Origin of the sequence: Desulfotignum balticum DSM 7044, assembly GCF_000421285.1 — a bacterium.
Taxonomy (GTDB): Bacteria; Desulfobacterota; Desulfobacteria; order Desulfobacterales; family Desulfobacteraceae; genus Desulfotignum; species Desulfotignum balticum.
The window spans coordinates 2,066,981-2,086,549 of record NZ_ATWO01000001.1 but is presented as its reverse complement, the minus strand read 5'-3'; the positions used below and the strand labels follow the sequence as shown (position 1 = coordinate 2,086,549).

The 19,569-nt window shown below is 46.6% G+C and carries 22 protein-coding genes and 1 tRNA gene; 5 read left to right on the top strand and 18 right to left on the bottom strand.

Going from position 1 to position 19,569, the window contains the following annotated elements; genetic code table 11:
- Nucleotides 1–10: 10 nt before the first annotated feature.
- The 7 genes from murA to K365_RS0110510 form a co-directional block, all read right to left on the bottom strand.
- Nucleotides 11–1,264 carry a UDP-N-acetylglucosamine 1-carboxyvinyltransferase gene (gene murA, locus K365_RS0110540; RefSeq protein ID WP_024334523.1) on the bottom strand — a complete coding sequence of 418 codons (1,254 nt, stop codon included), beginning with the start codon at nucleotides 1,262–1,264 and terminating at the stop codon, nucleotides 11–13.
- A gap of 67 nt (nucleotides 1,265–1,331) precedes the next feature.
- Nucleotides 1,332–1,511 carry a hypothetical protein gene (locus K365_RS0110535; RefSeq protein ID WP_006966481.1) on the bottom strand — a complete coding sequence of 60 codons (180 nt, stop codon included), beginning with the start codon at nucleotides 1,509–1,511 and terminating at the stop codon, nucleotides 1,332–1,334.
- A 170-nt stretch (nucleotides 1,512–1,681) separates the two neighbouring features.
- On the bottom strand, nucleotides 1,682–2,002 hold the full coding sequence (locus K365_RS0110530; protein WP_006966480.1) for a hypothetical protein: 321 nt from the start codon (nucleotides 2,000–2,002) through the stop codon (nucleotides 1,682–1,684).
- Nucleotides 2,003–2,080: 78 nt separating this feature from the next.
- Nucleotides 2,081–2,716: a GIY-YIG domain-containing protein gene (locus K365_RS0110525; protein ID WP_006966479.1), complete on the bottom strand. Its 636-nt coding sequence runs from the start codon at nucleotides 2,714–2,716 to the stop codon at nucleotides 2,081–2,083.
- The gene (locus K365_RS0110520; protein ID WP_006966478.1) at nucleotides 2,700–3,200 is read right to left on the bottom strand and encodes a hypothetical protein; all 501 of its coding nucleotides are present in this window, start codon (nucleotides 3,198–3,200) and stop codon (nucleotides 2,700–2,702) included. Before K365_RS0110520 ends, K365_RS0110525 begins: the two co-directional genes overlap by 17 nt.
- Before the next feature lie 241 nt (nucleotides 3,201–3,441).
- On the bottom strand, nucleotides 3,442–3,801 hold the full coding sequence (locus tag K365_RS0110515; RefSeq protein WP_006966477.1) for a hypothetical protein: 360 nt from the start codon (nucleotides 3,799–3,801) through the stop codon (nucleotides 3,442–3,444).
- A 21-nt stretch (nucleotides 3,802–3,822) separates the two neighbouring features.
- On the bottom strand, nucleotides 3,823–4,587 hold the full coding sequence (locus K365_RS0110510; RefSeq protein ID WP_024334522.1) for an iron-sulfur cluster loop: 765 nt from the start codon (nucleotides 4,585–4,587) through the stop codon (nucleotides 3,823–3,825).
- A gap of 276 nt (nucleotides 4,588–4,863) precedes the next feature.
- On the opposite strand from K365_RS0110510, the gene K365_RS27240 reads away from it, so the two are divergent.
- Both K365_RS27240 and K365_RS0110505 read left to right on the top strand, forming a co-directional pair.
- Nucleotides 4,864–5,052 (top strand): type II toxin-antitoxin system HicA family toxin, encoded by a 189-nt coding sequence (locus K365_RS27240; protein ID WP_084489800.1) that lies wholly within the window; start codon nucleotides 4,864–4,866, stop codon nucleotides 5,050–5,052.
- A 9-nt stretch (nucleotides 5,053–5,061) separates the two neighbouring features.
- Nucleotides 5,062–5,481, top strand: a complete 420-nt coding sequence (locus K365_RS0110505) for a type II toxin-antitoxin system HicB family antitoxin (protein ID WP_006966475.1) — start codon at nucleotides 5,062–5,064, stop codon at nucleotides 5,479–5,481.
- 60 nt (nucleotides 5,482–5,541) lie between these two features.
- Here the strand turns inward: K365_RS0110505 and K365_RS0110500 are convergent.
- The 8 genes from K365_RS0110500 to rarD form a co-directional block, all read right to left on the bottom strand.
- Nucleotides 5,542–5,629 (bottom strand) — tRNA-Leu (locus K365_RS0110500).
- Nucleotides 5,630–6,396: 767 nt separating this feature from the next.
- Complete coding sequence (locus K365_RS0110490; protein ID WP_006966474.1) at nucleotides 6,397–6,690, bottom strand: type II toxin-antitoxin system RelE/ParE family toxin; 294 nt, start codon at nucleotides 6,688–6,690, stop codon at nucleotides 6,397–6,399.
- Nucleotides 6,683–6,931 (bottom strand): type II toxin-antitoxin system ParD family antitoxin, encoded by a 249-nt coding sequence (locus K365_RS0110485; protein ID WP_006966473.1) that lies wholly within the window; start codon nucleotides 6,929–6,931, stop codon nucleotides 6,683–6,685. The genes K365_RS0110490 and K365_RS0110485 overlap by 8 nt, the downstream gene beginning before the upstream one ends.
- Nucleotides 6,932–7,541: 610 nt before the next feature.
- Nucleotides 7,542–8,561 carry a tyrosine-type recombinase/integrase gene (locus K365_RS0110475; protein ID WP_024334521.1) on the bottom strand — a complete coding sequence of 340 codons (1,020 nt, stop codon included), beginning with the start codon at nucleotides 8,559–8,561 and terminating at the stop codon, nucleotides 7,542–7,544.
- Complete coding sequence (locus tag K365_RS29235) at nucleotides 8,552–9,187, bottom strand: tyrosine-type recombinase/integrase (protein ID WP_245569270.1); 636 nt, start codon at nucleotides 9,185–9,187, stop codon at nucleotides 8,552–8,554. The genes K365_RS0110475 and K365_RS29235 overlap by 10 nt, the downstream gene beginning before the upstream one ends.
- A gap of 334 nt (nucleotides 9,188–9,521) precedes the next feature.
- Nucleotides 9,522–10,436 (bottom strand): tyrosine-type recombinase/integrase, encoded by a 915-nt coding sequence (locus tag K365_RS0110465; protein WP_024334285.1) that lies wholly within the window; start codon nucleotides 10,434–10,436, stop codon nucleotides 9,522–9,524.
- Nucleotides 10,429–10,839: a helix-turn-helix domain-containing protein gene (locus K365_RS26530; RefSeq protein ID WP_024334286.1), complete on the bottom strand. Its 411-nt coding sequence runs from the start codon at nucleotides 10,837–10,839 to the stop codon at nucleotides 10,429–10,431. Before K365_RS26530 ends, K365_RS0110465 begins: the two co-directional genes overlap by 8 nt.
- Nucleotides 10,840–12,226: 1,387 nt before the next feature.
- Nucleotides 12,227–13,147 (bottom strand): EamA family transporter RarD, encoded by a 921-nt coding sequence (rarD, locus tag K365_RS0110435; protein WP_024334519.1) that lies wholly within the window; start codon nucleotides 13,145–13,147, stop codon nucleotides 12,227–12,229.
- Between the two features lie 137 nt (nucleotides 13,148–13,284).
- On the opposite strand from rarD, the gene K365_RS0110425 reads away from it, so the two are divergent.
- From K365_RS0110425 to K365_RS0110415, 3 genes are read left to right on the top strand one after another with little or no spacing between them, the layout of a single operon-like run.
- Nucleotides 13,285–13,881: a Maf family protein gene (locus K365_RS0110425; RefSeq protein ID WP_337833238.1), complete on the top strand. Its 597-nt coding sequence runs from the start codon at nucleotides 13,285–13,287 to the stop codon at nucleotides 13,879–13,881.
- The gene (locus K365_RS0110420) at nucleotides 13,878–14,570 is read left to right on the top strand and encodes a YggS family pyridoxal phosphate-dependent enzyme (RefSeq protein ID WP_024334517.1); all 693 of its coding nucleotides are present in this window, start codon (nucleotides 13,878–13,880) and stop codon (nucleotides 14,568–14,570) included. The genes K365_RS0110425 and K365_RS0110420 overlap by 4 nt, the downstream gene beginning before the upstream one ends.
- Nucleotides 14,567–15,115, top strand: coding sequence for an epoxyqueuosine reductase QueH (locus K365_RS0110415; protein WP_024334516.1), 549 nt, complete (start codon nucleotides 14,567–14,569; stop codon nucleotides 15,113–15,115). The genes K365_RS0110420 and K365_RS0110415 overlap by 4 nt, the downstream gene beginning before the upstream one ends.
- 27 nt (nucleotides 15,116–15,142) lie before the next feature.
- Here K365_RS0110415 and pilB read toward each other — a convergent pair whose 3' ends face one another.
- The 3 genes from pilB to K365_RS0110400 are packed head-to-tail and all read right to left on the bottom strand — an operon-like array spanning nucleotide 15,143 to nucleotide 19,441.
- Nucleotides 15,143–17,359 carry a type IV-A pilus assembly ATPase PilB gene (gene pilB / locus K365_RS0110410; RefSeq protein WP_024334515.1) on the bottom strand — a complete coding sequence of 739 codons (2,217 nt, stop codon included), beginning with the start codon at nucleotides 17,357–17,359 and terminating at the stop codon, nucleotides 15,143–15,145.
- Nucleotides 17,360–17,383: 24 nt separating this feature from the next.
- Nucleotides 17,384–17,593 (bottom strand): hypothetical protein, encoded by a 210-nt coding sequence (locus tag K365_RS0110405; RefSeq protein ID WP_024334514.1) that lies wholly within the window; start codon nucleotides 17,591–17,593, stop codon nucleotides 17,384–17,386.
- Between the two features lie 6 nt (nucleotides 17,594–17,599).
- Nucleotides 17,600–19,441, bottom strand: a complete 1,842-nt coding sequence (locus tag K365_RS0110400; protein WP_024334513.1) for an ABC-F family ATP-binding cassette domain-containing protein — start codon at nucleotides 19,439–19,441, stop codon at nucleotides 17,600–17,602.
- Nucleotides 19,442–19,569 lie beyond the last annotated feature (128 nt).

Sequence of the window (19,569 nt, the reverse complement as noted above, 5' to 3'; positions counted from 1 at the left end):
GTTGAACCCTTTATTTGATTCGTTTCATATCCGCTCCCAGTGCGGAAAATTTTTCTTCCATGGCTTCATATCCCCGGTCCATATGATACACACGGGAAATCACCGTGGTACCTTTTGCCATCAGTCCTGCGATCACCAGCGATGCACTGGCCCGCAGATCCGATGCCATCACGGGTGCGGCCTGAAGTTCGGGCACCCCTCTGACCATGGCCAGGTTGGCTTGGGAAAGGGTGATGTCCGCACCCATGCGCATCAGTTCATTGGCATGGATGAACCGGTTTTCAAAAATGGATTCATGGATCATGCTGGTGCCCCGGGCCGTGCACATCAAGGCCATGAACTGGGCCTGCATATCCGTGGGAAACCCGGGATACGGCAGGGTCTTGATGTCCACACTTTTGACGGTCTCCCCTCCCCTGACCCGGATCTCACTGGGTCGGGTCTCGATCTGAGCCCCGGTTGCTTTGAGCTTGCTGATCACCCCGCCGATATGATCGGGGTTGCACCCCGTGACCCGCACATCCCCTTGGGTGGCTGCCGCTGCCACCATAAATGTGCCGGTTTCAATCCGGTCCGGAATCACCTTGACTTTTGCCGGCAAAAGTTTATCCACGCCGTCAATGGTGATCATGGGAGATCCGGCCCCGGAAATATGGGCGCCCATGTCATTGAGCGCATCGGCCAGGCAGACGATTTCCGGTTCCCGGGCTGCATTTCTGAGCACGGTCTGACCTTTGGCCAGGGTTGCCGCCATCATCAGGTTTTCCGTGCCTGTGACCGTGGGGGTGTCAAAATAGATGTCACTGCCGATCAACCTGTCCGCCCGGGCCTCGATATAGCCATGATCAATATGAATGTTTGCCCCCAATGCTTCCAATCCGGTCAAGTGCATATTCACGGGCCGGGCCCCGATGGCGCATCCCCCGGGCATGGACACCTTGGCATGGCCGAACCGGGCCACCAGCGGTCCCAGCACCAGAATGGAGGCCCGCATTTTGCGCACCAGGTCATATTCCGCCTCGATTTTGTGAATGCCGGATCCATCCACGGTCATGACATGGTCGTCAAAAGTGCACCGGGCTCCCAGATCTTCCAGCAGAAGCTTGATGCTTTTGATATCCATTAAATGCGGTACATTGAAAAATTCACACGTGCCGTCCACCAGGATGGCGGATGCGATAAGCGGCAATGCCGCATTCTTGGCTCCGGAAATGGTCACCTCGCCTTTTAGTTTTCTGCCGCCGTTGATCTGTATTTTATCCATAATTTATGTCATCTTTCAAATGGTCATTGCCTGTAAATAATTATTATACTCACAGGTTTTTATTGTTTTACAATCCCTGTTTCCGGGTTCTCAAAAAAGCATCCACCGCTTCAATCAGAACGCTGTCAACCGATGTCTCATTTTCACCGGCATAACGTTCAATCCGCTCAACCATTCGGCAGGGCAGCTCGACTGTAAAATTCTGGGTAGGATCAGCGCATTCGTTGGTGTTTATGTCTTGGGTCATTATGTGTCCTTTCGGTCATTTTAAGATTCAGCATTTTCAATGCGTCCTTTCCGGATCAACTGCTCCTGAAGTAATTTTAGTATCTGATTGTAATACTTGAGCAGGCTTTAAACAAAAATTTAAGAAGAATTCTTTCCAATTAAGAGGTGACAGTAAAATTGTAGAAATGTCTATTCATAATAATCCGGTTTGCTAATTTGAAGCCAGTCGATGGCCCTTGCTGAAATATTATTTTCCGGATATATATCTCCTCTTTCGTAATCATATTTATTGCCCTTCTCATCAAAACACAAAAAGGGTTTCATCTCATCTGGGTTAAGCTTGATTTTGGATTGTAATGTTTGAAAGTCTTCTGCTGTCAATTTCTTTTGAAGTTCATCAATGAAAAACGGGTTTAGATTAATCACTGAAGGCCACTGGCCATACAAAATATAAAACCTTTCAAGTGCCATAACAAAACGTATCCAGTTTTTTGATTCACCATTAGGCATTATAATTTTTCCTCAATGACAAATGAAAAAAATTAATCTTTCCATAGCACGCTTTTACTATCAGAGTGCTTGTGATAGTCAGCCTCTTATGACTTTTGATAGATGGTCAATGCCAGAAGCATCAAAAGGTGTCTTGTACAACTCGTTTACGAGCCACAAACCGCTTTTAACAATCTTATGTTTTGGAGAGGAGTTACCAAGCCATTCTTTTGATGCTTTGCAGCCCTCACACCGAGAAACGGTAGAAATCATCTTTGACTCGATTTGTAATCTTTCTTCCTTCTCAGTTACTTCAAATACGCTAAACGAAAAATTGTTTTGAATGTACCGACTGACTTGCGCTTCTATGCTCTTTTGATAGCCAAAATCAATAAATGATGAGTATTTATTTTTTGCTTTTCTTGTTGTTAGATTTATCTCCCAGGTTTCGATAAAAGGATCATTGTTTCGGTTTAATAATGCGCGGCCAATATTCTTTCGAAAGATGCTTCTATCCTTATTTTCATTGAAAAAATGCTGCCTTAGTCTTGAACGAAGCTGATTCGCCCCTGTATGAGTGCCAATCCTTACAATTCTTTTTCCGCCATGCCCTTCCTCTCCCACCTCAAATAAGCAGTAAATTCCATTAGAAGGAATTTTTGATTCGTCAAATGGAAAACCATGCCTTTCAAGACCTTGCATTAGGTCATGGAGTTTTTCACATTCCTTGTTCATATGGTTGGGAAAGTCCGTCCTCTATGGGTTTCCAGTTGTTCTTCCGACTGTGATCGTCCTCGGTGAACAGAGTGGCATCATGCCATCTAAAACCAACATCCTTCCGTTTTGTCCCGTCACGCTTCGACTGTGCCATGTATGTTTTGTAGTTCCGGTCAACAACGTCAGCAAGTGAATCATATTCGTAAATATAAAACTCAGGCAGTCCATCTTCTTCAAGATTTACAAGTACGACAAAAAAGCCGGGATTGTTCCTCTTGGTGGTGATGTTTTTGCCAAGTTTCCAGCCCTGCTTGTTCTGGATTGACCGTGTCTTGACTTGGATTGAGACAGTTTTACTCCCATCCTGTGTGGAAGCTATTACGTCGAACAGCGGGTTGTTCTTTGGGGTGAGCAGTGCAAGGTAGCCACGGCGACAGAGTTCTGCGCAGACGAAGTATTCACCTGCCGTCCCCACAAGGTTGTTTGAAGATGTCAGTGGCATTCTTGTCTCCTGGACCAAAGACAAAACTCGCCAGACTGAATGAATTTGATATTATGGGGTGTAAACTCCCTAATTATAAATCCTGTCATAATCATTTGACTTTGACACAAACATGAGCCGACAGCAAGGACATTTTTTGCGTAAAGTTGACTGAAGAAAGCCCGAGCCAAAACTATAAGTCGATGAATAGAAACATCATTGATAAACAGTATTGGCATGATGCTTTCCCTCTTAGTCCTTTTTAATCCCAGAGCAAGTATCCGATCATAAATCGAAGAGTCATTTGATCACATTGCGGGCATCTGTAATTTCCATCGGTTAATATCAAATCTCTGCCGAGTTGCTTTTCAACATTCCAACGTATCACAACATTTTTTCCAGTTTCACCTGCCAATGTGGGGTCATCATATGGAATGATCTTGTTTGTCTTGCAGTGAGGGCATGTCATTTGCCTGTCAAGCAGATTGGCCTCCACAACTGCATTACAATTCCCGCAGAAGCAGGGAAAATAGCATGTAGTCATGAAATTATTCATACCCCCACCGATCATAATTTCAGTGTTTTGTCCGCATGGACAAGTTGCAGTGACTGAAGATCCCATTTGTTGCCTCCTCACACGATCTTATTCGTTGGCCGTTCTATCATTTGCAGACGGGCACAGATCCTTCATGTAACATCCACTGCATTGTGTTTTCTTCGGTCTACACCAGTTTCGGCCGATTTCCCACGCGGGGAAATCCATCAGGCCGGGAAAATCTGGATGCAGTCCTCTTGCTCTGAAAATGAGTTGATCTACAGTCGCGTCCATTGGCGTAAGTCCCAACCTGCCGAACACACGTCGAACGTGTACGTCTGCCGAGATGTCGATTGAGTAGTGGTCAGCGAACTCAATCTTGAATTCTCGTGCGAGGATGTTTGCGTCCATGGTAGCAATCTTGGGGTCAACACCTTCGAATTCAAGAAAACGGTAGACAGCAGTAGCGCTGGATGGTTTGTCCTGCCAGATGCGGGAAGCGTCTGATTCGTATTGATCTGCTATCCGTCGGATTGCTTTGAAAAAATATCCCGACATGATATCTACGAATCGGTGAAGTGGTTCTGGTTCTAACATCAGGCGTTGGATGTCAGATTCAGACTGCCGAACCAGTGTTTCCATGGAGAAGCTACCAAGCTTTTCTTTGAACCGATAGGGAATGAGCCATGCACGCTCTGCTTTGATCTGGCGGTCCATGATGGACGCGAGGACGAATGCGTGCGGGTGATCGGTCAGGTCATTGAGCAGATAATCGGCTGCATCGTCTTTCGTGAACCGAACCAATTCGAGCGGCGCATGGAAGAGTATTTTGCCGTGCTTGACAAGTCGATCACATATGCGGTTCTCATTCATCAGGGTTTCTGTCAATAATTCAATGCGTAATTCCGATTATCCTGTAAATTTGAAATTTGAATATTATTTGACAACAATACCTCCGAAATAAATTATAATTATAGTGACTCTAGTATATCGGTCTCCAAATCTCAACCATACTTTGCAACTACCACTGATTCAATTCAAATTCAACCATTCTTTCGTTATTCCTGTACCATTCAATTCAAATTTGCCTGAAATCGTTTTTAATCATCACAATTGACAAATAGATGAAGGTGTGTATTGATACACATTATGGATAGCCGAAAAATCATAAAAATATTGAAACAAAATGGGTGGTGTGAAGTTACCAAAGCCGGATCTCACATACAATTTCGGCATCCTGAGTTAAAAGGGCGTGTAACAGTGCCACACCCGAAAAGAGACATACCGACCGGCACATTAAAGAGTATTGCGCGCCAATCGGGAATAAAATTCATGTGAGGTGATACCATGGTTAACTATATCGCTGTTGTCCACAAAGAACTTGATACTGATTTCGGGGTCTCATTTCCTGACTTTCCCGGATGTATTACAGCAGGGAAAAATGTTGATGAAGCCAGAGATTCGGCCCAGGAAGCACTTTCTCTGCACGTTCAGGGAATGATCGAAGATGGTGATCCATTACCTGATCCTTCAACGCTTGAAGAAATCATGGCTGATATCGATTATGCCGATGGGGTTGCCTATTTGGTGGTGGCATTGCCTGATACCAAATCACGCACAGTAAGGATTAATATTACCATCCCTGAGATGACGCTGAAACGGATTGATGCGGCAGCGAAAAAAAAAGGGATGTCAAGGTCCTCGTTCCTTGTTCATGCCGCACAGAATGTGATTCATACAAACAAAGGTCTCACAACAAATCGTTAGGGATCTCTGAACCATAAAAAAAAAGGGGCACAACCGTGATTGCAGCCCCTTGATTTTGTTTGGTACCTGGGACGAGAATTGAACTCGTACAGCCAATTTGGCCGAGGGATTTTAAGTCCCTTGCGTCTACCAGTTCCGCCACCCAGGCATAATTTTCCAGATGTTTATCGCATTTCCCCATACTTTTCAAGACCAAATTCAAGAAGGGGAAATTATCAGTACAGTCACAAAGCCTGACTAATCACATGTCCCCGATTGGCAGCCCTTTCAGTACCATGTCAAACCAAACGTATCGGAAATACCAAATTTTGTATTTCCGATATTTTCAAAAAGAAATCTTAGCATACATGCTTCCAAACCATTGCCAATCAGGGGATTTCAGATTTTTCGAGAAGGTTCATGGAACATGACCTATCGATATTTTTTCATCCACCCAAGGCATGGGTCATTTTGTCAGCCCATCAAAAAAAATGATCAGGGCTTATTTCTGGCGGAAACCCCCTTATACCAGCTGTTTCCAGCCTGATCAGATGGTTGAAGAAAACAGGAGTGTCAGAAATACAAAAATTTGTATTTCCGACACTCTTCAAATGATACATGCCGGTATCCCGCACAGGTAAAGGGATTCGCTTGAAATAAACAATCTGGTGTACCCGGCATTTTCACCTGAGACTCTGTGCCTGACTCGTCTGCAAAAATAGACTGCATCGTCAAATTTTACTGCCGGCTCAGAAAATCATATTTCATCATTTTCACTTCGACTGTCCAGGTCTTTCCCTGTTGAGACCTCATGATTTGTAATGATATCCTAAAACAAATGACCTTGAAAAATTTCCGGTATCGGATAATTATCTGCAATTACGTTCTCACCCCTCAATAATTCACCCGCTACTGCTCAGTCGTTTAAGGTAAAAATCACATTAAATTTTTGTCGATATCCATTTTCCCATGCAAAATACCAATGATATCAATATAACTATCTGAGATCAGATAGAAGATGATGTGTTTTTGTGCAGGAAAGGAATAATATCCAGGAGCAATTTCAGGTCGTTGTCTTCCAAGTTCCGGATTGGCTGCAAGTTGATTAAGCGTGTCCTCAATATCTTGAAGATATTTTTCAGCTTGTTTCTCACCCCAGGTTTCAACAGAATAATTCCAGATTTCTACAAAATCCGATTTTGTTGTAGGAGTGAGACGGTATTTACGCATTCCTGACCTCAGAAACAATTTCGCTTACGGATTGCGCAACAAATTTTCCCTGTTTAGCCTGCTTAGCACCAATTGATAAGCGTTCTTTTAACATTTCAAGTTTCATGTGCTGTACCAATTCTTCATTTTTTTCCCAGAACCGCAAAGCATCCCGAATCACTTCACTTGCATTGTTATAATAACCTGATGCGACTTTTTGTTTAACCCTGGTTTCAAGCTCAGGTGTTAGTGAGATATGCATAGTACCCTCCTCGTATAAACAACTACACACCACAATAACAGAACTACAAATATTGTCAATCTTTGTAAATTCTCATTGCGTTCAAATGTGTTTTTCATTTCGTCGCTATAAATAAAGGCTAATTGCATCATCATGCCTCAAAGCTTTGATTAGAAAAAATTTCCATGAAAATACTGTCAATTTTATGAACCATCAGGGTAAAAACCATGTTCCAGCCTAACATCGGGCTGGACAAAGATGCGCGGAAAAAGCGCCTGCTCACCTGTCAGCCCGGGCTTTAAAATCGCCCGCTTTCAGAAATTTTATCAGGAATCGAAGACCCCACATTATGTCGATTATTCTGGGGTGGCTGGATTGATTTTCTGCCTCAGAATTTGTTCTATCAGTAATGGCTTTTAGGCCAGGCTAACAGTCAAAAATATTGCAATTATGTTGCGAGTTGCCCCTGAGCTTTGATAACCGGGCGTTTTCCAATATTGGGCATGCAAATAAATATCCCCATTAAATACAACAAGTTGTCAAGGATACTACAACTTTGTAAAAAAATATGCAACATAACAATTGACTCCTGCCCCTACTTCAGGGTGCCTTCGACCACCCTTGAGTATTCTCAAAGGCTGTCCAGCCATTCAAGGACATTTTGTTTGTTTTCCCATTGGATCAGTTCATCTATTTTGGGATCGGATTTAAGTTGCTGCCGTGTGAAGTGGATAAAATCTTCCTGTATTTGTCTCTTCTGATTCAGGTCCAGTTGCAGATAGACCATTGTAGATTGAACATTGGCATGTCCCAGACGATTTTTGATTTCAGACAGGGGTTTGCCTTCCGATACCATCCGGACGGCGCATGAGTGCCGGAAGCTATGAACAGGATGCATGAGAGACAGCCGTTTGGAAGGTAAAGCCTGTTCAAGGCACCGCTTGCAGATGCGGTTGATACCATGGCGTGTCAGTGCAGATCCTCTTTGGTTGATGAACAAACTCTTTTTAAAAACAGGCGAGGGACGGCTGCGGTATTCTGCAATGTACTGATGAACGAGTTCGGTCGTTTTCGGAAGCAGTTCAATCTGCCGGTATCTGTTCCCCTTGCCGAGGACAGCCAGGATTTTGTTTTCGTAATCAAAATAATCCAGCTGAAGTGTGGCGATTTCTGTTGCCCTGGCTCCGGTATCATACAAGAGATGTAAAAGGGTATAATTCCGGAACCCGTCTTTCTTCTCAAGCTTGACCGCAGTGAAGATTTTGTTGATTTCCTGGGGATACAAAAATCCGATCAACTTTCGCTGGCTGCGTTTCTGGGGTATGGCAAGGATCGCATCCGCCTGCTTCTGTAATTCAGGAGAGATGAAACGGATCATTTTGGCAAAGGACTTCAAGACACCCAGCCGCTGATTTCGTGTCTTGGCAGTGTTGGAACGATCGGATTCCAGCTGGTTGAGAAAACTTAAAATCAAATCCGTTGTCAGATGCTCAAATTCCAGAGACCCTGTTTTTATTCTGTGATACCGGGCGGCAAATGGTAAAAACAAAGAAAAAGTATCCCGGTAGCTTTTTATCGTATTGGGGCTGCATCCTTTGATCTGAGGCAGGTATTGATCGAAAAATTTAATTATACAACTGGTCAGTCGCATGATTTTTTTCTCAGGATATCGGCAAAATTGAGAAGACGTGTCCTGCTTTCCGCATCCACCACTCTCAGATATTCCATCGTGTATTGATATTTCACATGACCCATATAAGCGGCAAGTACCGGCAGCACATTCTGGGAAGTCTGTTTCCGGGCAATGGCAGACTTCAGCGTGTAGATGGCAAAAGAATGCCGGAGACTGTGCGGAGTAGGTTTTCCAAAAGTGGTATCGCCAATGACTTTCCTGGGGCTGTCGATGCCGATTTGCTGCACGGCACTGTGGAAGACAACACGAATACGCTGGTCTCCAAGCCTCTTTTGCAGGCCTCCTATAAACAGGTAGGGATTGATATCATGTTCAATCAGAGCAGCACGGCAAGACAGGTAATTGTCAATTTGTCTTGCAACAGATAGGGGTATCGGGATCAAACGGTCTTTACTGAATTTGGTTTTCTCAATATAAATTGTTTTTTCATCCGGCCGATAATCCGCCAGCTTCAAACGCAGGGGTTCGCTGATCCTCAGTCCGCAGCGAGCCAGAAGCAGTATCACCAGATATTCACTGAAATCTTTTAGAAAAACCCTTTGTGTGTGCCGCCTGATCCGCCCGCAAATCACATCCAGTAACATATCAACCTGTTCCGGTGAAAAGACAAAAGGGACAAACGGCCGCCGTTGAAGGTTGGGAACGTCCTTTAACGGATTGTTGAGAAGAGGGTCCTTCCGCTTCAGATACTCAAAAAAGCATCGAACAGCAGACAGGGTGATGTTTACAGTAGACGGTTCTTCTCCAACTTCTTTTCTGAAGGCCAAATAAAAATCAGGGTTCCAAACACTTGAGGGGTCGGCCTGTTTTTTTACATATTTATCAAAGATCACAAGTCGGGATCTGATTAACTTTTCCTTGTAACCCAGCCCTTTTCGATAGACAATAAAGTTTTCCAGTTCATTGTTCAAAAAACTTTCAAACGGTTTCATCAAACAATATCCTCCGCATCAATGCTACGTGGACACTTAAATAATTGTTCGTTGATTCGATACTTTCATGTCCCATCATTTCTTTGATTTCAAAAATGCCAGCACCTGCTTCCAGCATGTTTTGTGCAAAGGTATGCCGCAGCCAATAAGCTGTGCCTGGAAGCCCTGCATCCCGCAGGGCCTTTGTCAAATAAAATCCGGTTAGATTGGCGCTCATGGGCTTGGGTTCCGGCCAGAAAATTAAAAAAACAGACCTATCGTGGCTTTTGGGACGGCCTCCAACGATATAGGCGGTTATTGCCTTTAGTGTATCCTCGGGAATCGGCAGTTGAAGGGGACGGTTGTTCTTCCTGTTTTTCAATTCCAGTAAGCCTTTTCTAAAAGAGATGTCATCCAGAGTGATCCGACTGATTTCAATGGGGCGTAATCCAAGATAATAAGCCAGGTGAACCTGGGCATACGTACGGAGTTCACAAGCCGTGGTGCGGGGTAAACGATTAAACAGCTGACGAACTTCACCGGGTCTTAAGAATTGCGGTGGCTTGGCTCTGGCATACATTGGCGGACTGATCAAAAGGTCGGCCAGATTTCGCCTGATCAAATTACGTTCGTTATACAGATAGCGTAAAAAACACCTCAAAAAAGATCGGTAAAGGCGCTGGGTGGCTTTTGCATACGATGCATTGAACATCGCCAAAAATTCATCTACATGTTCTATGTTGATGCGGATCAGTTCTATCCCTGATTTTTGCAGATAGGTTCCAAAGGCTTTAATGACCATTGTTATAGAGTCAATCTGTGTCGGGCCGCTTTGGTGAATTTTTAAAAAATAATCCAGATATTCCCGGCATACCCGATCCATATCATCGGCAATTGGCTTTTCTGGTGTCAGTTCAGCCATGGTTCGTCTCCATGATCAATTTGTTCAGAATTTTTCCAACCGATTCCGTTTGACCGGTTTTGCAGGAAGGTGGCTTTTTTGCAGGGACCGGTATGGATTTAACCGGTAATGAAAGTACCTGATAAATTGTGCCGTCAAAGGCAATCAAATCCTTTTTCAGCAGCTCGTCCCGGGCACAAATGTATTGACTCAATGGCATTTTAAGCAAGGTACATATTTTATCGTAGCTGTAAAAACTCAGCCCGTTTCGGTCACTGGCCAGGACCAGAAAAAAGTACAACAAAAGCTCATCAGGGCTCAATGCCTGCCAGAAACCACCCGAAAGAAACCGATGGGGAATAAAACTGAACCCTCCTTTGATACACCGCACCCTTGAATCGTTCAGGATTTGTTTTTTTATCATGCCGCACCTCCCGATTGGTCAATTACCCATACCCCCGCCTGGGAAATTCTGTGACAAGTTGACCCAAAACACCGCAAGATCTGCAATATGGTTTGATTTGAAGGCCAAAATAAAGATGCCGGGTCCACATTATTATTGTCGTACACCAGACCGGCAGCTGTGTTGAAGGTGTATCATCCATCTTTTTTGAAATAGAAACAATTTGACGGTATCGGCGACGGTTTTCTGCTTCCCGGTGTTGTTTTTTTCCTTTATCCGTCTGCCGATATCTTCTCTGGGCTTCTCTTCTATTCTTGAGGTTCCCGGCTTTACGACAAGAATCACTACAGTAGGCATGGCCTCTCCAGCACGCCCGACAAAAACAAAAGGGGAAATCACACCAACGACATGTAATTACGATTAAATTCAATTCAAGACATCCTCCGGTCTTGCAGACAGACGGAAGATGGTGTAGAAAGAAAATAGTTTGTGTGGGCTTTCCGGCTATCTGCCGAAGTTCACAATCAAAGCCTGGAGTTGGCGCTCCAGGCTTTTCTATGATGTTGACCTTGAATTATATGTAAAGTGTTACATTAATATCCCAAAAATCCGGTCAAAAATCCCAATTTGGAGTGCCTAAGTGAAAAAAAGCAAGGTATGGGAAAATGATAAGATTAATTGATGAATTTGAGCAGGTTGAAACCAAACAGCAGGAACCGCTGCATGCCTTTATCCTCCTCCCCCCTTTCGGGGGGGATAAGAGGGGGGGATTCTCAATATACATGGCCTAAAAAAAATGATGAAATTGTAAAGTGGGATTTGGTAAAAAAGCGTGAGAACATTTTTCCTCTACAAATCAGCATGTTACCATCTGTTTTTTAGCGCGCTTCTGCACCTCACAAATCCCACTAAAAAATGTATAAGGTCCATTCTCAAATTTTCTGAAAAAAGGCCTGATTTTGGCAAAAGATTGTGACATTTTGTTGGGATGCGAAAGTGACAATCTACAATTATACGAATAAAAAGAAAGATTTGATAATCTTTTTTGAATTAAACGGAATAAAATCTCACAACATAATCAAACCCGCTGCATAATTGCAACAAGTCTTGATCATTTAATATCTCAACCATACTGAAGCTATTATAGATTTTCTGAAACATGAACCATATCCTGCCTATCACACAGTTTTTCAAAATTCAACAATAACTGAAAATATCCTCAGCGCCTGTTGTGCGGAATGAGATGAGATGATCTTCAATATAAAGCTGTGGGACAGTTCCGGTCATCTGCTGCACGGTTGAGCCTCTGGCGGGGTCTTGCTGCCGGGCTGTCGGAGCCTGTGGATTCCAGGCCAGAAGCCAAGACCCCGCCAGAGGCGGCATCCCTGCCAAAAACGTCTGCATGGCCTTACATCCGGTCTTGTTCCCGTCCTGCCGCAGCTCCCCTGCCCGTTTCCCGAGGATGGTGGTGTTTCACAAATTCCAGGGTATACAAGGCCACCCCGGTCCAGATGCAGGCAAACGTGATGAGGTTGTGGGTGGAAAACGGTTCTTTGTATACAAACACCCCCAGTGTAAAGGCAATGGACGGGGCCAGGTACTGAAGAATGCCGATGGTGGACAGCTTGAGCCGTTTGGCGGCCGCGGCAAACCACAAAAGCGGCAGAGAAGTGACCACGCCGGCACCGATCATCCACAGGGTGAGTCCGGGATCTTTGAAAAACAAAGAGTCTCCTTTTCCCATCAAAAACAGGATATATGCCAGAGCCGGGACCATCAGAATCAGGGTTTCCACAAACAGGCCGGGCAGCGGCGCCACCTGGATGCGTTTGCGGCAATACCCGTAAAAGGCAAAGGAAATTGCCAGGGTCAGGCCGAACAAAGGCAGTTTCCCATATGCCAGAAGCGAATAGATCACCCCGGTCAGGGCAAAGCCCAGAGAGATACACTGCATGCGGGTGAAGGTTTCATTGAGCAACACAAACCCCAGCAGAACGTTGATCATGGGATTGATGTAGTATCCCAGGCTGGTTTCCAACACCCGGCCCGAGTTGACGGCCCAGATATAGACAAACCAGTTGGCTGCAATCAACGTGCTGCTGATTGCCAGCCCTTTGACCTGGGCCGGGGATTTGAACACCTGAACCACTTCTTTGCCCCGTTTCTGAACACACAGGATGACAAAAACAAATGCACAGGACCAGACAATGCGGTGGCACAGAATTTCAAAGGGCTGGGCCGCCTGCATCTGTTTCCAGTAGGCCGGCAGAAATCCCCAGGAGGCAAATGCGGCCAGGCCGAACAATACACCGGGTAACGACGGGTTCATTTCAATGTTTCCTTTATGGTTGACCGGCCCAGTGTAGCACGCTGTTTGGGATTGGCAACCCAAAAATTATCTTCAGCCCAAAACCCGGGCATTGTCAAAATCCGGATTTTCTGTTACACCTTCCCTCCATGAAATGGATGGATGAACACAGACTGGTGCTGGCATCCCGATCTCCCCGGCGCAGACACCTGCTGACACAGATGGGGCTGGATTTAGAGATCCTGCCCGCAGATGTGGATGAGACCCCGGCACCCGGTCTGTCCCCGGTAGCCGTGGTCAAAACCCTGGCTGAAAACAAAGCGTGTCATGTGATGCAGCAACGCAGGCAGGCCTGGGTGCTCGGGGCCGACACCATTGTGGTCAAAGACGGCAGGATTCTGGGGAAGCCGGAAAATCCCGGCCAGGCCGTTTCCATGCTCGAATGTCTCAGTGGTGCCACCCATTCGGTGTTCACCGGATATACCGTGGGCCATCATACAAGGGGTAAAATGATTACCTGTGCCATTGAAACTTCAGTGGTGTTCAAGGCTTTGACAAAACAGGAAATTCTCTGGTACACTGGCACAAATGAACCCTATGACAAGGCCGGGGGATACGCCGTTCAAGGGCTGGGCGCGTTCATGGTCAAAGAAATCCGCGGCTCCTGGGCCAATGTGGTGGGCCTGCCGGTGTGCGAAGTGATACAGACCCTGGTCTCTTTGGGGGCGATACAGTTTCAAGGACAAAAGTCATGACAAGCATCCGAGACAACCTGGCTGAGATCCAGGAAAAAATACATACCGCGGCCGCTAACTGCGGCAGAAACCCGGCGGACATCACCCTGGTGGGGGTGAGCAAAAAACATGGGACAGAAAAAATGCATCAGGCCATTGACGCCGGCCTCACCGATCTGGGGGAAAACTATATCCAGGAGGCCGTGGACAAAATCGATGCCATCGGCCGACAGGCGGCCAGGTGGCATTTTATCGGTCATCTTCAGTCCAACAAAGCCCGGTTTGCAGTTCAGTATTTTGATCTGATCCACACAGTGGACAAACTCAAGCTGGCCAAAGAGATTGATAAACAGGCCAAAAAAATTGGAAAACGCCAGAAAATCCTGGTCCAGGTGAATATTGCAGAAGAAGAAACCAAATCCGGTGCCGGTGCCCATGAGGTCATTGATCTGGCCGGGGAAGTAATGAAATTTGAGCATCTTGAACTGCACGGGCTGATGTGTATGCCCCCCTATTTTGATGATCCTGAACATGCCCGGCCCTATTTCAGGCATCTGGCAAAGATCCGGGAACAGATGCTGGATGCCGGTGTGGACAAAAATGCCATGACTCATCTGTCCATGGGTATGAGTCATGATTTTTCCGTGGCCATCCAGGAAGGGGCCACCCTGGTTCGGGTGGGCACGGCCATTTTCGGTACCCGGTCATGAAGTTGTTGCTGCACACCTGCTGCGGGCCCTGCACCATTTATCCGTTGCAGGTACTCAGAGAAATGGACATCCAGGTCATGGGATTTTTTTATCGTCACAACATCCATCCCTATACCGAATGTCTTAAAAGAGAAGATACCTTACGTCAATATGCGGATGATCAAAGGATGAAAATGATCTGGCAGCCGGATTATCAGCTGGAAAATTTTTTACAGTCCGTGGTTTTCAGAGAAAAAGACCGGTGCCGGTACTGTTACCATGCCCGGCTTTCTGCTGCGGCCAAAATTGCCAGAAAAGGAAAATTTGATGCGTTTTCATCCACCCTGCTCTACAGCAAGTTCCAGAATCATTCCCTGATACAGGAGATCGGTGCGGCCGTGGCAAAAGAGACCGGAGTGGATTTTTTCTACCATGATTTCAGGTCGGGCTGGAAACAGGCAATTGAGGAATCAAAAGCCCTGGGTATGTACCGGCAGTCCTACTGCGGCTGCATCTACAGTGAAAAAGACCGGTATTTCAAACCGGCAAAAAACAGTTCAACTTAAATGGCGACAGAATAATATTCAAGTCTATCAGGGTCCTGGCTTTCTGATCTGGTTGATCATGGACACCAGGCGGCGGTCGGTTTGATGGAGCCGGGCCGCAAGCACCGTGAACAGATGTTTGGCCACCTCCGGGTATTTCTCGATCACCTCTTCCAGTTTGTCACCGGGAAATCGTTTGATTTTGGAACGTCCCTTGGAAATGATGGACGCGGACCGGGCATCCCTGGTAATGGCGGCCATCTCACCGAAGTATTCCCCCGGCTGGGTGATTTCGGCAATTTTTTTGCCCCCTTTCACCACATACACGGCCCCCTGGATCAGTTTGAAAAAATCGATGTCCGTGTTGTTTTCCCGGATGATCACATCCTTGTCCTCATAGATCTCCAGATCCGGATTCACCAGATAGGCAGGAAGCGATTCCTTGGTAATCACGGTTTTTTTCACCACTTCATCAAAAGAGGTTTCCCCGGCTATGATCTTGTGAAGTCCGGCATCTCTCAATGTAACCATGCCTTCCTGAACCGCCACCTTGCGCAGCTGGTCCTCGGACACCTCCGCACTGATGGCCTTGGCCACCTCATCGGTCACTTCCATGAGTTCATACAGCCCGACCCGGCCTTTGTGCCCGGTGCCGTTGCAATGGGGACATCCGTTGGGCCCCATGATCTTGAGTTCCGGAATCTCTTTTTTTGAAAACCCTTCCGCCTCCAGCATAACCGGGTCATATCCCGTGACTTCTTTTTTACATTCCGGGCACAGCCGCCGGGCCAGGCGCTGGGACAGCACCATGGTCACGGAAGCCGCCAGCATATACGCAGGAATACCGATGTCCACAAGCCGGCCGATGGTGGAGGGACAGTCATTGGTGTGCAGGGTGGCAAACACCAGATGGCCGGTCATGGCCGCTTTAATAGCGATCTCCGCGGTTTCCAGATCCCGGATCTCCCCGACCATGATAATGTCCGGATCCTGCCTCAGAAACGCTTTCAGGGCTGCGGCAAAGGTCATGCCCACTTCTTCTCTCACCGGCACCTGGTTGATGCCTTTGAAGTTGAATTCCACCGGATCTTCAGCCGTGAGAATCTTGATGTCATCCTTGTTGAGCCGGTTGAGAATGGAATACAGGGTGGTGGTTTTTCCGGAACCCGTCGGGCCGGTGACCAGCAGCAGGCCATAGGGACGGGAGATGCACCGCTTGAGCATTTCAAAGGTGGTGGATTCAAATCCCAGGCGGGTCAGGTCGATACTCAACGCACTCTGATCCAGAATACGCATGACAATGCTTTCCCCGAACAGGGTGGGCAATGAGGACACCCGGAAATCCACTGATTTTCTTTTGCCTAAACGCAGTTTGATGCGGCCGTCCTGGGGGACCCGTCTTTCCGCAATGTCCAGGGAAGCCAGGATCTTGATCCGGGATACCACCGCGTTCTTGATGGATACAGGCAGGTTCATGGCCTTGTACATGCTGCCGTCCAGCCGGTACCGCACCTGAAACGATTTTTCAAACGGTTCGATATGGATGTCGGATACCCCGTCATTGATGGCTTTGGTCAGGATTCCGTTCACCAGCTTGATAATAGGCGCATCAGACGCCAGAAATTCATCCTGGCCCTCATCTCTTTCAGCCGCACCCACCTCCACCTCTTCGGCGGCTTCCGATACCAGAGATCCGAAATCCTCCACCGAAGTGACCGGGGTATCGTCTTCCCCCTCATCTTCAAAATGGAGAAATTTTTTATATTCCTCATCACTGATTTTGTAAAAATCCCGGTATGCCTGAATAATATCGTTTTCAGTGGTCACATACACATGGATGTTTTTTTGGGTTTTTTTGTGCAGATCCGCCACGACCTGTGTGTCGGTAGGTTCCACCATGGCCACGGACAGATCATCCCCTTTCAGGGACAACGGGAACACCATATACTGCCTGGCCATTTCAAAGGGAAGGATTTTCTGGGCTTTGGGATCAGGCTTAATTTCGGAAAACCGGATCATATTGTAATTATAGATCCGTCCCAGCACATTGATGATGGTATCGGGGTCAATATACCCCTTGGCCAGCAGAATGGAGCTGAGCCGTTCACCCGTTCTTTTCTGGACTCCCAGGGCTTCATCCAGCTGAAGACTGGTGATCTGACCTTCTTTGGAAAGAATCTCGCCGATCCGGGTCTTTCCGGCCCCGGACTGATCTTTGATGGTGGAGGTGAGGCTGGATTTTCCCTTTGCAAATGACGGTGTCATATTATGCCCTGTCTCCTGAAATATCTATTTAAAATGGTTATATACCCGGATGGCACCGGCGGTGATCAGAAAGATCCCCAGGATGTAAAAACTAAATTTCACCAGGCCCAGTTTGTTGCTGAAAAATTCAATGGTCGCCACCTGGGGCATGACCGTTGGTATCCGATAAAATACGCCCAGTCCCACGGCAATGAGAATAATACCATAATAAAATGTGAATTTTTTTTTGTCCATCTAAAATCACAGCCTTTCCAGTTCTTTGAGTTGATTTTCAAACGGTTGATTCATTGAATCCAGTTTCCGGGTTTCTTTTTCCAGGTCCAGAAAAAAAGCCTCCACCCGGGCCTCAAGATCAGCCAGTTGTTTTGAAAATGTTTGAATGGCATCGCCATCCCCTTCCTGAGATGCGGTCAACAACGATTCATTGACGGATTTGATTTTAATTTCACACGCTTCAATGGCATCTTCGATCCCGGTGATTTTCTTTTGTATGGGGCCTGTCACCCGGGAACGCTCCGAAATAATTTCCGATTTTTTCTGGCGCAGCGCTTTTTTGCTCAATCCGGGAGACCGGGAACCTGCGGCATCGGTTTCAGCGGTTTCATCCCATCCGTCTTTGTCTAAAAATTCCTGATAACTGCCTTCAAACAATTTGATTTGATCCTGTTTAAATACCACCAGTCGATTGGCCAGGGTATGAAGAAACATCTCATTATGGGTAACCAGAATCACAGCCCCTTCAAAGGCGTTCAATGCGTCGATAAACGCATCGCAGGCCTCGATATCCAGATGGTTGGAGGGTTCGTCCAGCAACAGCAGGTTCAGCGGAGTCAGCAACAGCTTGCCCAGCATGACCCGGGATTTTTCTCCGCCGGACAGCACGCCGATTTTTTTCAATGCCGCATCTTTTTCAAACATCATGGCCCCGCAGATGTTTCGGGCCGCCTGGCGGTCAAAATCCGGATGGGCATCAATGAGGGTTTCCTCGATGGTCTGATTGTCATTCAACGAAGAGACATTGGTCTGTTCAAAATATCCGGGAGACACCCCGGGATTGTAGGTCACCGTTCCGGACACGGGATCAAGCTGCCGGGTGAGCAGTTTGACCAGGGTGGTCTTTCCCTTGCCGTTCTGGCCGATGATACCGATCCGGTCCCCGGGCTGCACGGTCAAAGAAAAATGATGGATCAATGGGCGGTCCGGGGTATAGCTGAAGTTCAATTTCTCGACACGCAGCAGCTGTTTGCCGGCAAAGGGCAGGTAATTAAAAGAAAATGCCAGGTTTTTGAGTTTTTCCAGTTTTTCCTTTGACTGCTGTTTTTCCAAAGTCTTGATCCGGGACTGAACCATGCTGGCCAGTCGGGCTTTGGCCCGGAACCGGGTGATAAAGGTTTCGATCTCTTTTTTGCGTTTTTCCTCATTTTGTCTGGTTTTTTCATACACCTCTTCATCCTGGGCCACCTGGTCGTAGTATTTGGCGGTATTTCCGGCAATTTTCCGGATTTTACAGCGGTGGATCCCGGCAATATGCGTGACCACATGGTCCATGAATCCCCGGTCATGGGTCACCAAAAGCACTTCTCTGGGCCAGGCGGTCAGAAACTGGGTGATCCAGCGGATGGAGGTGATATCCAGATAATTGGTGGGTTCATCTAAAATCAGCAGGTCCGGTTCAGCCACCAGCACTTTTGCCAGATTCAGGCGCACCTGAAATCCCCCGGAAAACTCTTTTGGATCCCGGTCCATGTCCGAGTCGGAAAACCCCAGTCCTGCCAAAATTTTTTCCGCTTTCCAGTACTGGTCTCTTTCATGGGGCGGCAGCCCGGTCATGGCTTCATCCCGCACGCTGTTTTGGGAAAACTGAATTTTCTGGGGCAGAATACCCAGCCGGTATCCGGAGGGGTAAGTAATTTTCCCGTCATCCGGATGATCGATGCCTGCAATTATATTTAACAACGTGGTTTTTCCATGGCCGTTTCTGCCCACCAGCCCGACCCGTTCCCCGGGGTTGATCTGCAGACTGGTATGATCAAACAGCTCCTGGTTGCCAAATCCCTTGACAATGGATTCAATGCTCAGCATGTATGGTATCTTGTCCCAATTCTGACGATTTTGACTTCTATTGTTTTAAATTAAGCAACGCATCATAGCATTGGTGAAGATTTTTATAAATATGAGATTTCTCTTGACTTGATTTTTCAATATTGCAT

What these genes read in the sequence shown, in the direction of transcription:
- K365_RS0110420 (WP_024334517.1), top strand. Translation starts at nt 13,878, where the DNA reads ATGACAAGCATCCGAGACAACCTGGCTGAGATCCAGGAAAAAATACAT.
- K365_RS29235 (WP_245569270.1), bottom strand. Translation starts at nt 9,187, where the DNA reads ATGTTACTGGATGTGATTTGCGGGCGGATCAGGCGGCACACACAAAGG.
- rarD (WP_024334519.1), bottom strand. Translation starts at nt 13,147, where the DNA reads ATGAACCCGTCGTTACCCGGTGTATTGTTCGGCCTGGCCGCATTTGCC.
- K365_RS0110405 (WP_024334514.1), bottom strand. Translation starts at nt 17,593, where the DNA reads ATGGACAAAAAAAAATTCACATTTTATTATGGTATTATTCTCATTGCC.
- K365_RS0110525 (WP_006966479.1), bottom strand. Translation starts at nt 2,716, where the DNA reads ATGAACAAGGAATGTGAAAAACTCCATGACCTAATGCAAGGTCTTGAA.
- K365_RS0110400 (WP_024334513.1), bottom strand. Translation starts at nt 19,441, where the DNA reads ATGCTGAGCATTGAATCCATTGTCAAGGGATTTGGCAACCAGGAGCTG.
- K365_RS0110520 (WP_006966478.1), bottom strand. Translation starts at nt 3,200, where the DNA reads ATGCCACTGACATCTTCAAACAACCTTGTGGGGACGGCAGGTGAATAC.
- K365_RS26530 (WP_024334286.1), bottom strand. Translation starts at nt 10,839, where the DNA reads ATGATAAAAAAACAAATCCTGAACGATTCAAGGGTGCGGTGTATCAAA.
- K365_RS27240 (WP_084489800.1), top strand. Translation starts at nt 4,864, where the DNA reads ATGGATAGCCGAAAAATCATAAAAATATTGAAACAAAATGGGTGGTGT.
- K365_RS0110425 (WP_337833238.1), top strand. Translation starts at nt 13,285, where the DNA reads ATGGATGAACACAGACTGGTGCTGGCATCCCGATCTCCCCGGCGCAGA.
- K365_RS0110415 (WP_024334516.1), top strand. Translation starts at nt 14,567, where the DNA reads ATGAAGTTGTTGCTGCACACCTGCTGCGGGCCCTGCACCATTTATCCG.
- K365_RS0110510 (WP_024334522.1), bottom strand. Translation starts at nt 4,587, where the DNA reads ATGAATGAGAACCGCATATGTGATCGACTTGTCAAGCACGGCAAAATA.
- K365_RS0110530 (WP_006966480.1), bottom strand. Translation starts at nt 2,002, where the DNA reads ATGCCTAATGGTGAATCAAAAAACTGGATACGTTTTGTTATGGCACTT.
- K365_RS0110475 (WP_024334521.1), bottom strand. Translation starts at nt 8,561, where the DNA reads ATGCGACTGACCAGTTGTATAATTAAATTTTTCGATCAATACCTGCCT.
- K365_RS0110490 (WP_006966474.1), bottom strand. Translation starts at nt 6,690, where the DNA reads ATGCGTAAATACCGTCTCACTCCTACAACAAAATCGGATTTTGTAGAA.
- K365_RS0110515 (WP_006966477.1), bottom strand. Translation starts at nt 3,801, where the DNA reads ATGGGATCTTCAGTCACTGCAACTTGTCCATGCGGACAAAACACTGAA.
- pilB (WP_024334515.1), bottom strand. Translation starts at nt 17,359, where the DNA reads ATGACACCGTCATTTGCAAAGGGAAAATCCAGCCTCACCTCCACCATC.
- K365_RS0110535 (WP_006966481.1), bottom strand. Translation starts at nt 1,511, where the DNA reads ATGACCCAAGACATAAACACCAACGAATGCGCTGATCCTACCCAGAAT.
- murA (WP_024334523.1), bottom strand. Translation starts at nt 1,264, where the DNA reads ATGGATAAAATACAGATCAACGGCGGCAGAAAACTAAAAGGCGAGGTG.
- K365_RS0110485 (WP_006966473.1), bottom strand. Translation starts at nt 6,931, where the DNA reads ATGCATATCTCACTAACACCTGAGCTTGAAACCAGGGTTAAACAAAAA.
- K365_RS0110465 (WP_024334285.1), bottom strand. Translation starts at nt 10,436, where the DNA reads ATGGCTGAACTGACACCAGAAAAGCCAATTGCCGATGATATGGATCGG.
- K365_RS0110505 (WP_006966475.1), top strand. Translation starts at nt 5,062, where the DNA reads ATGGTTAACTATATCGCTGTTGTCCACAAAGAACTTGATACTGATTTC.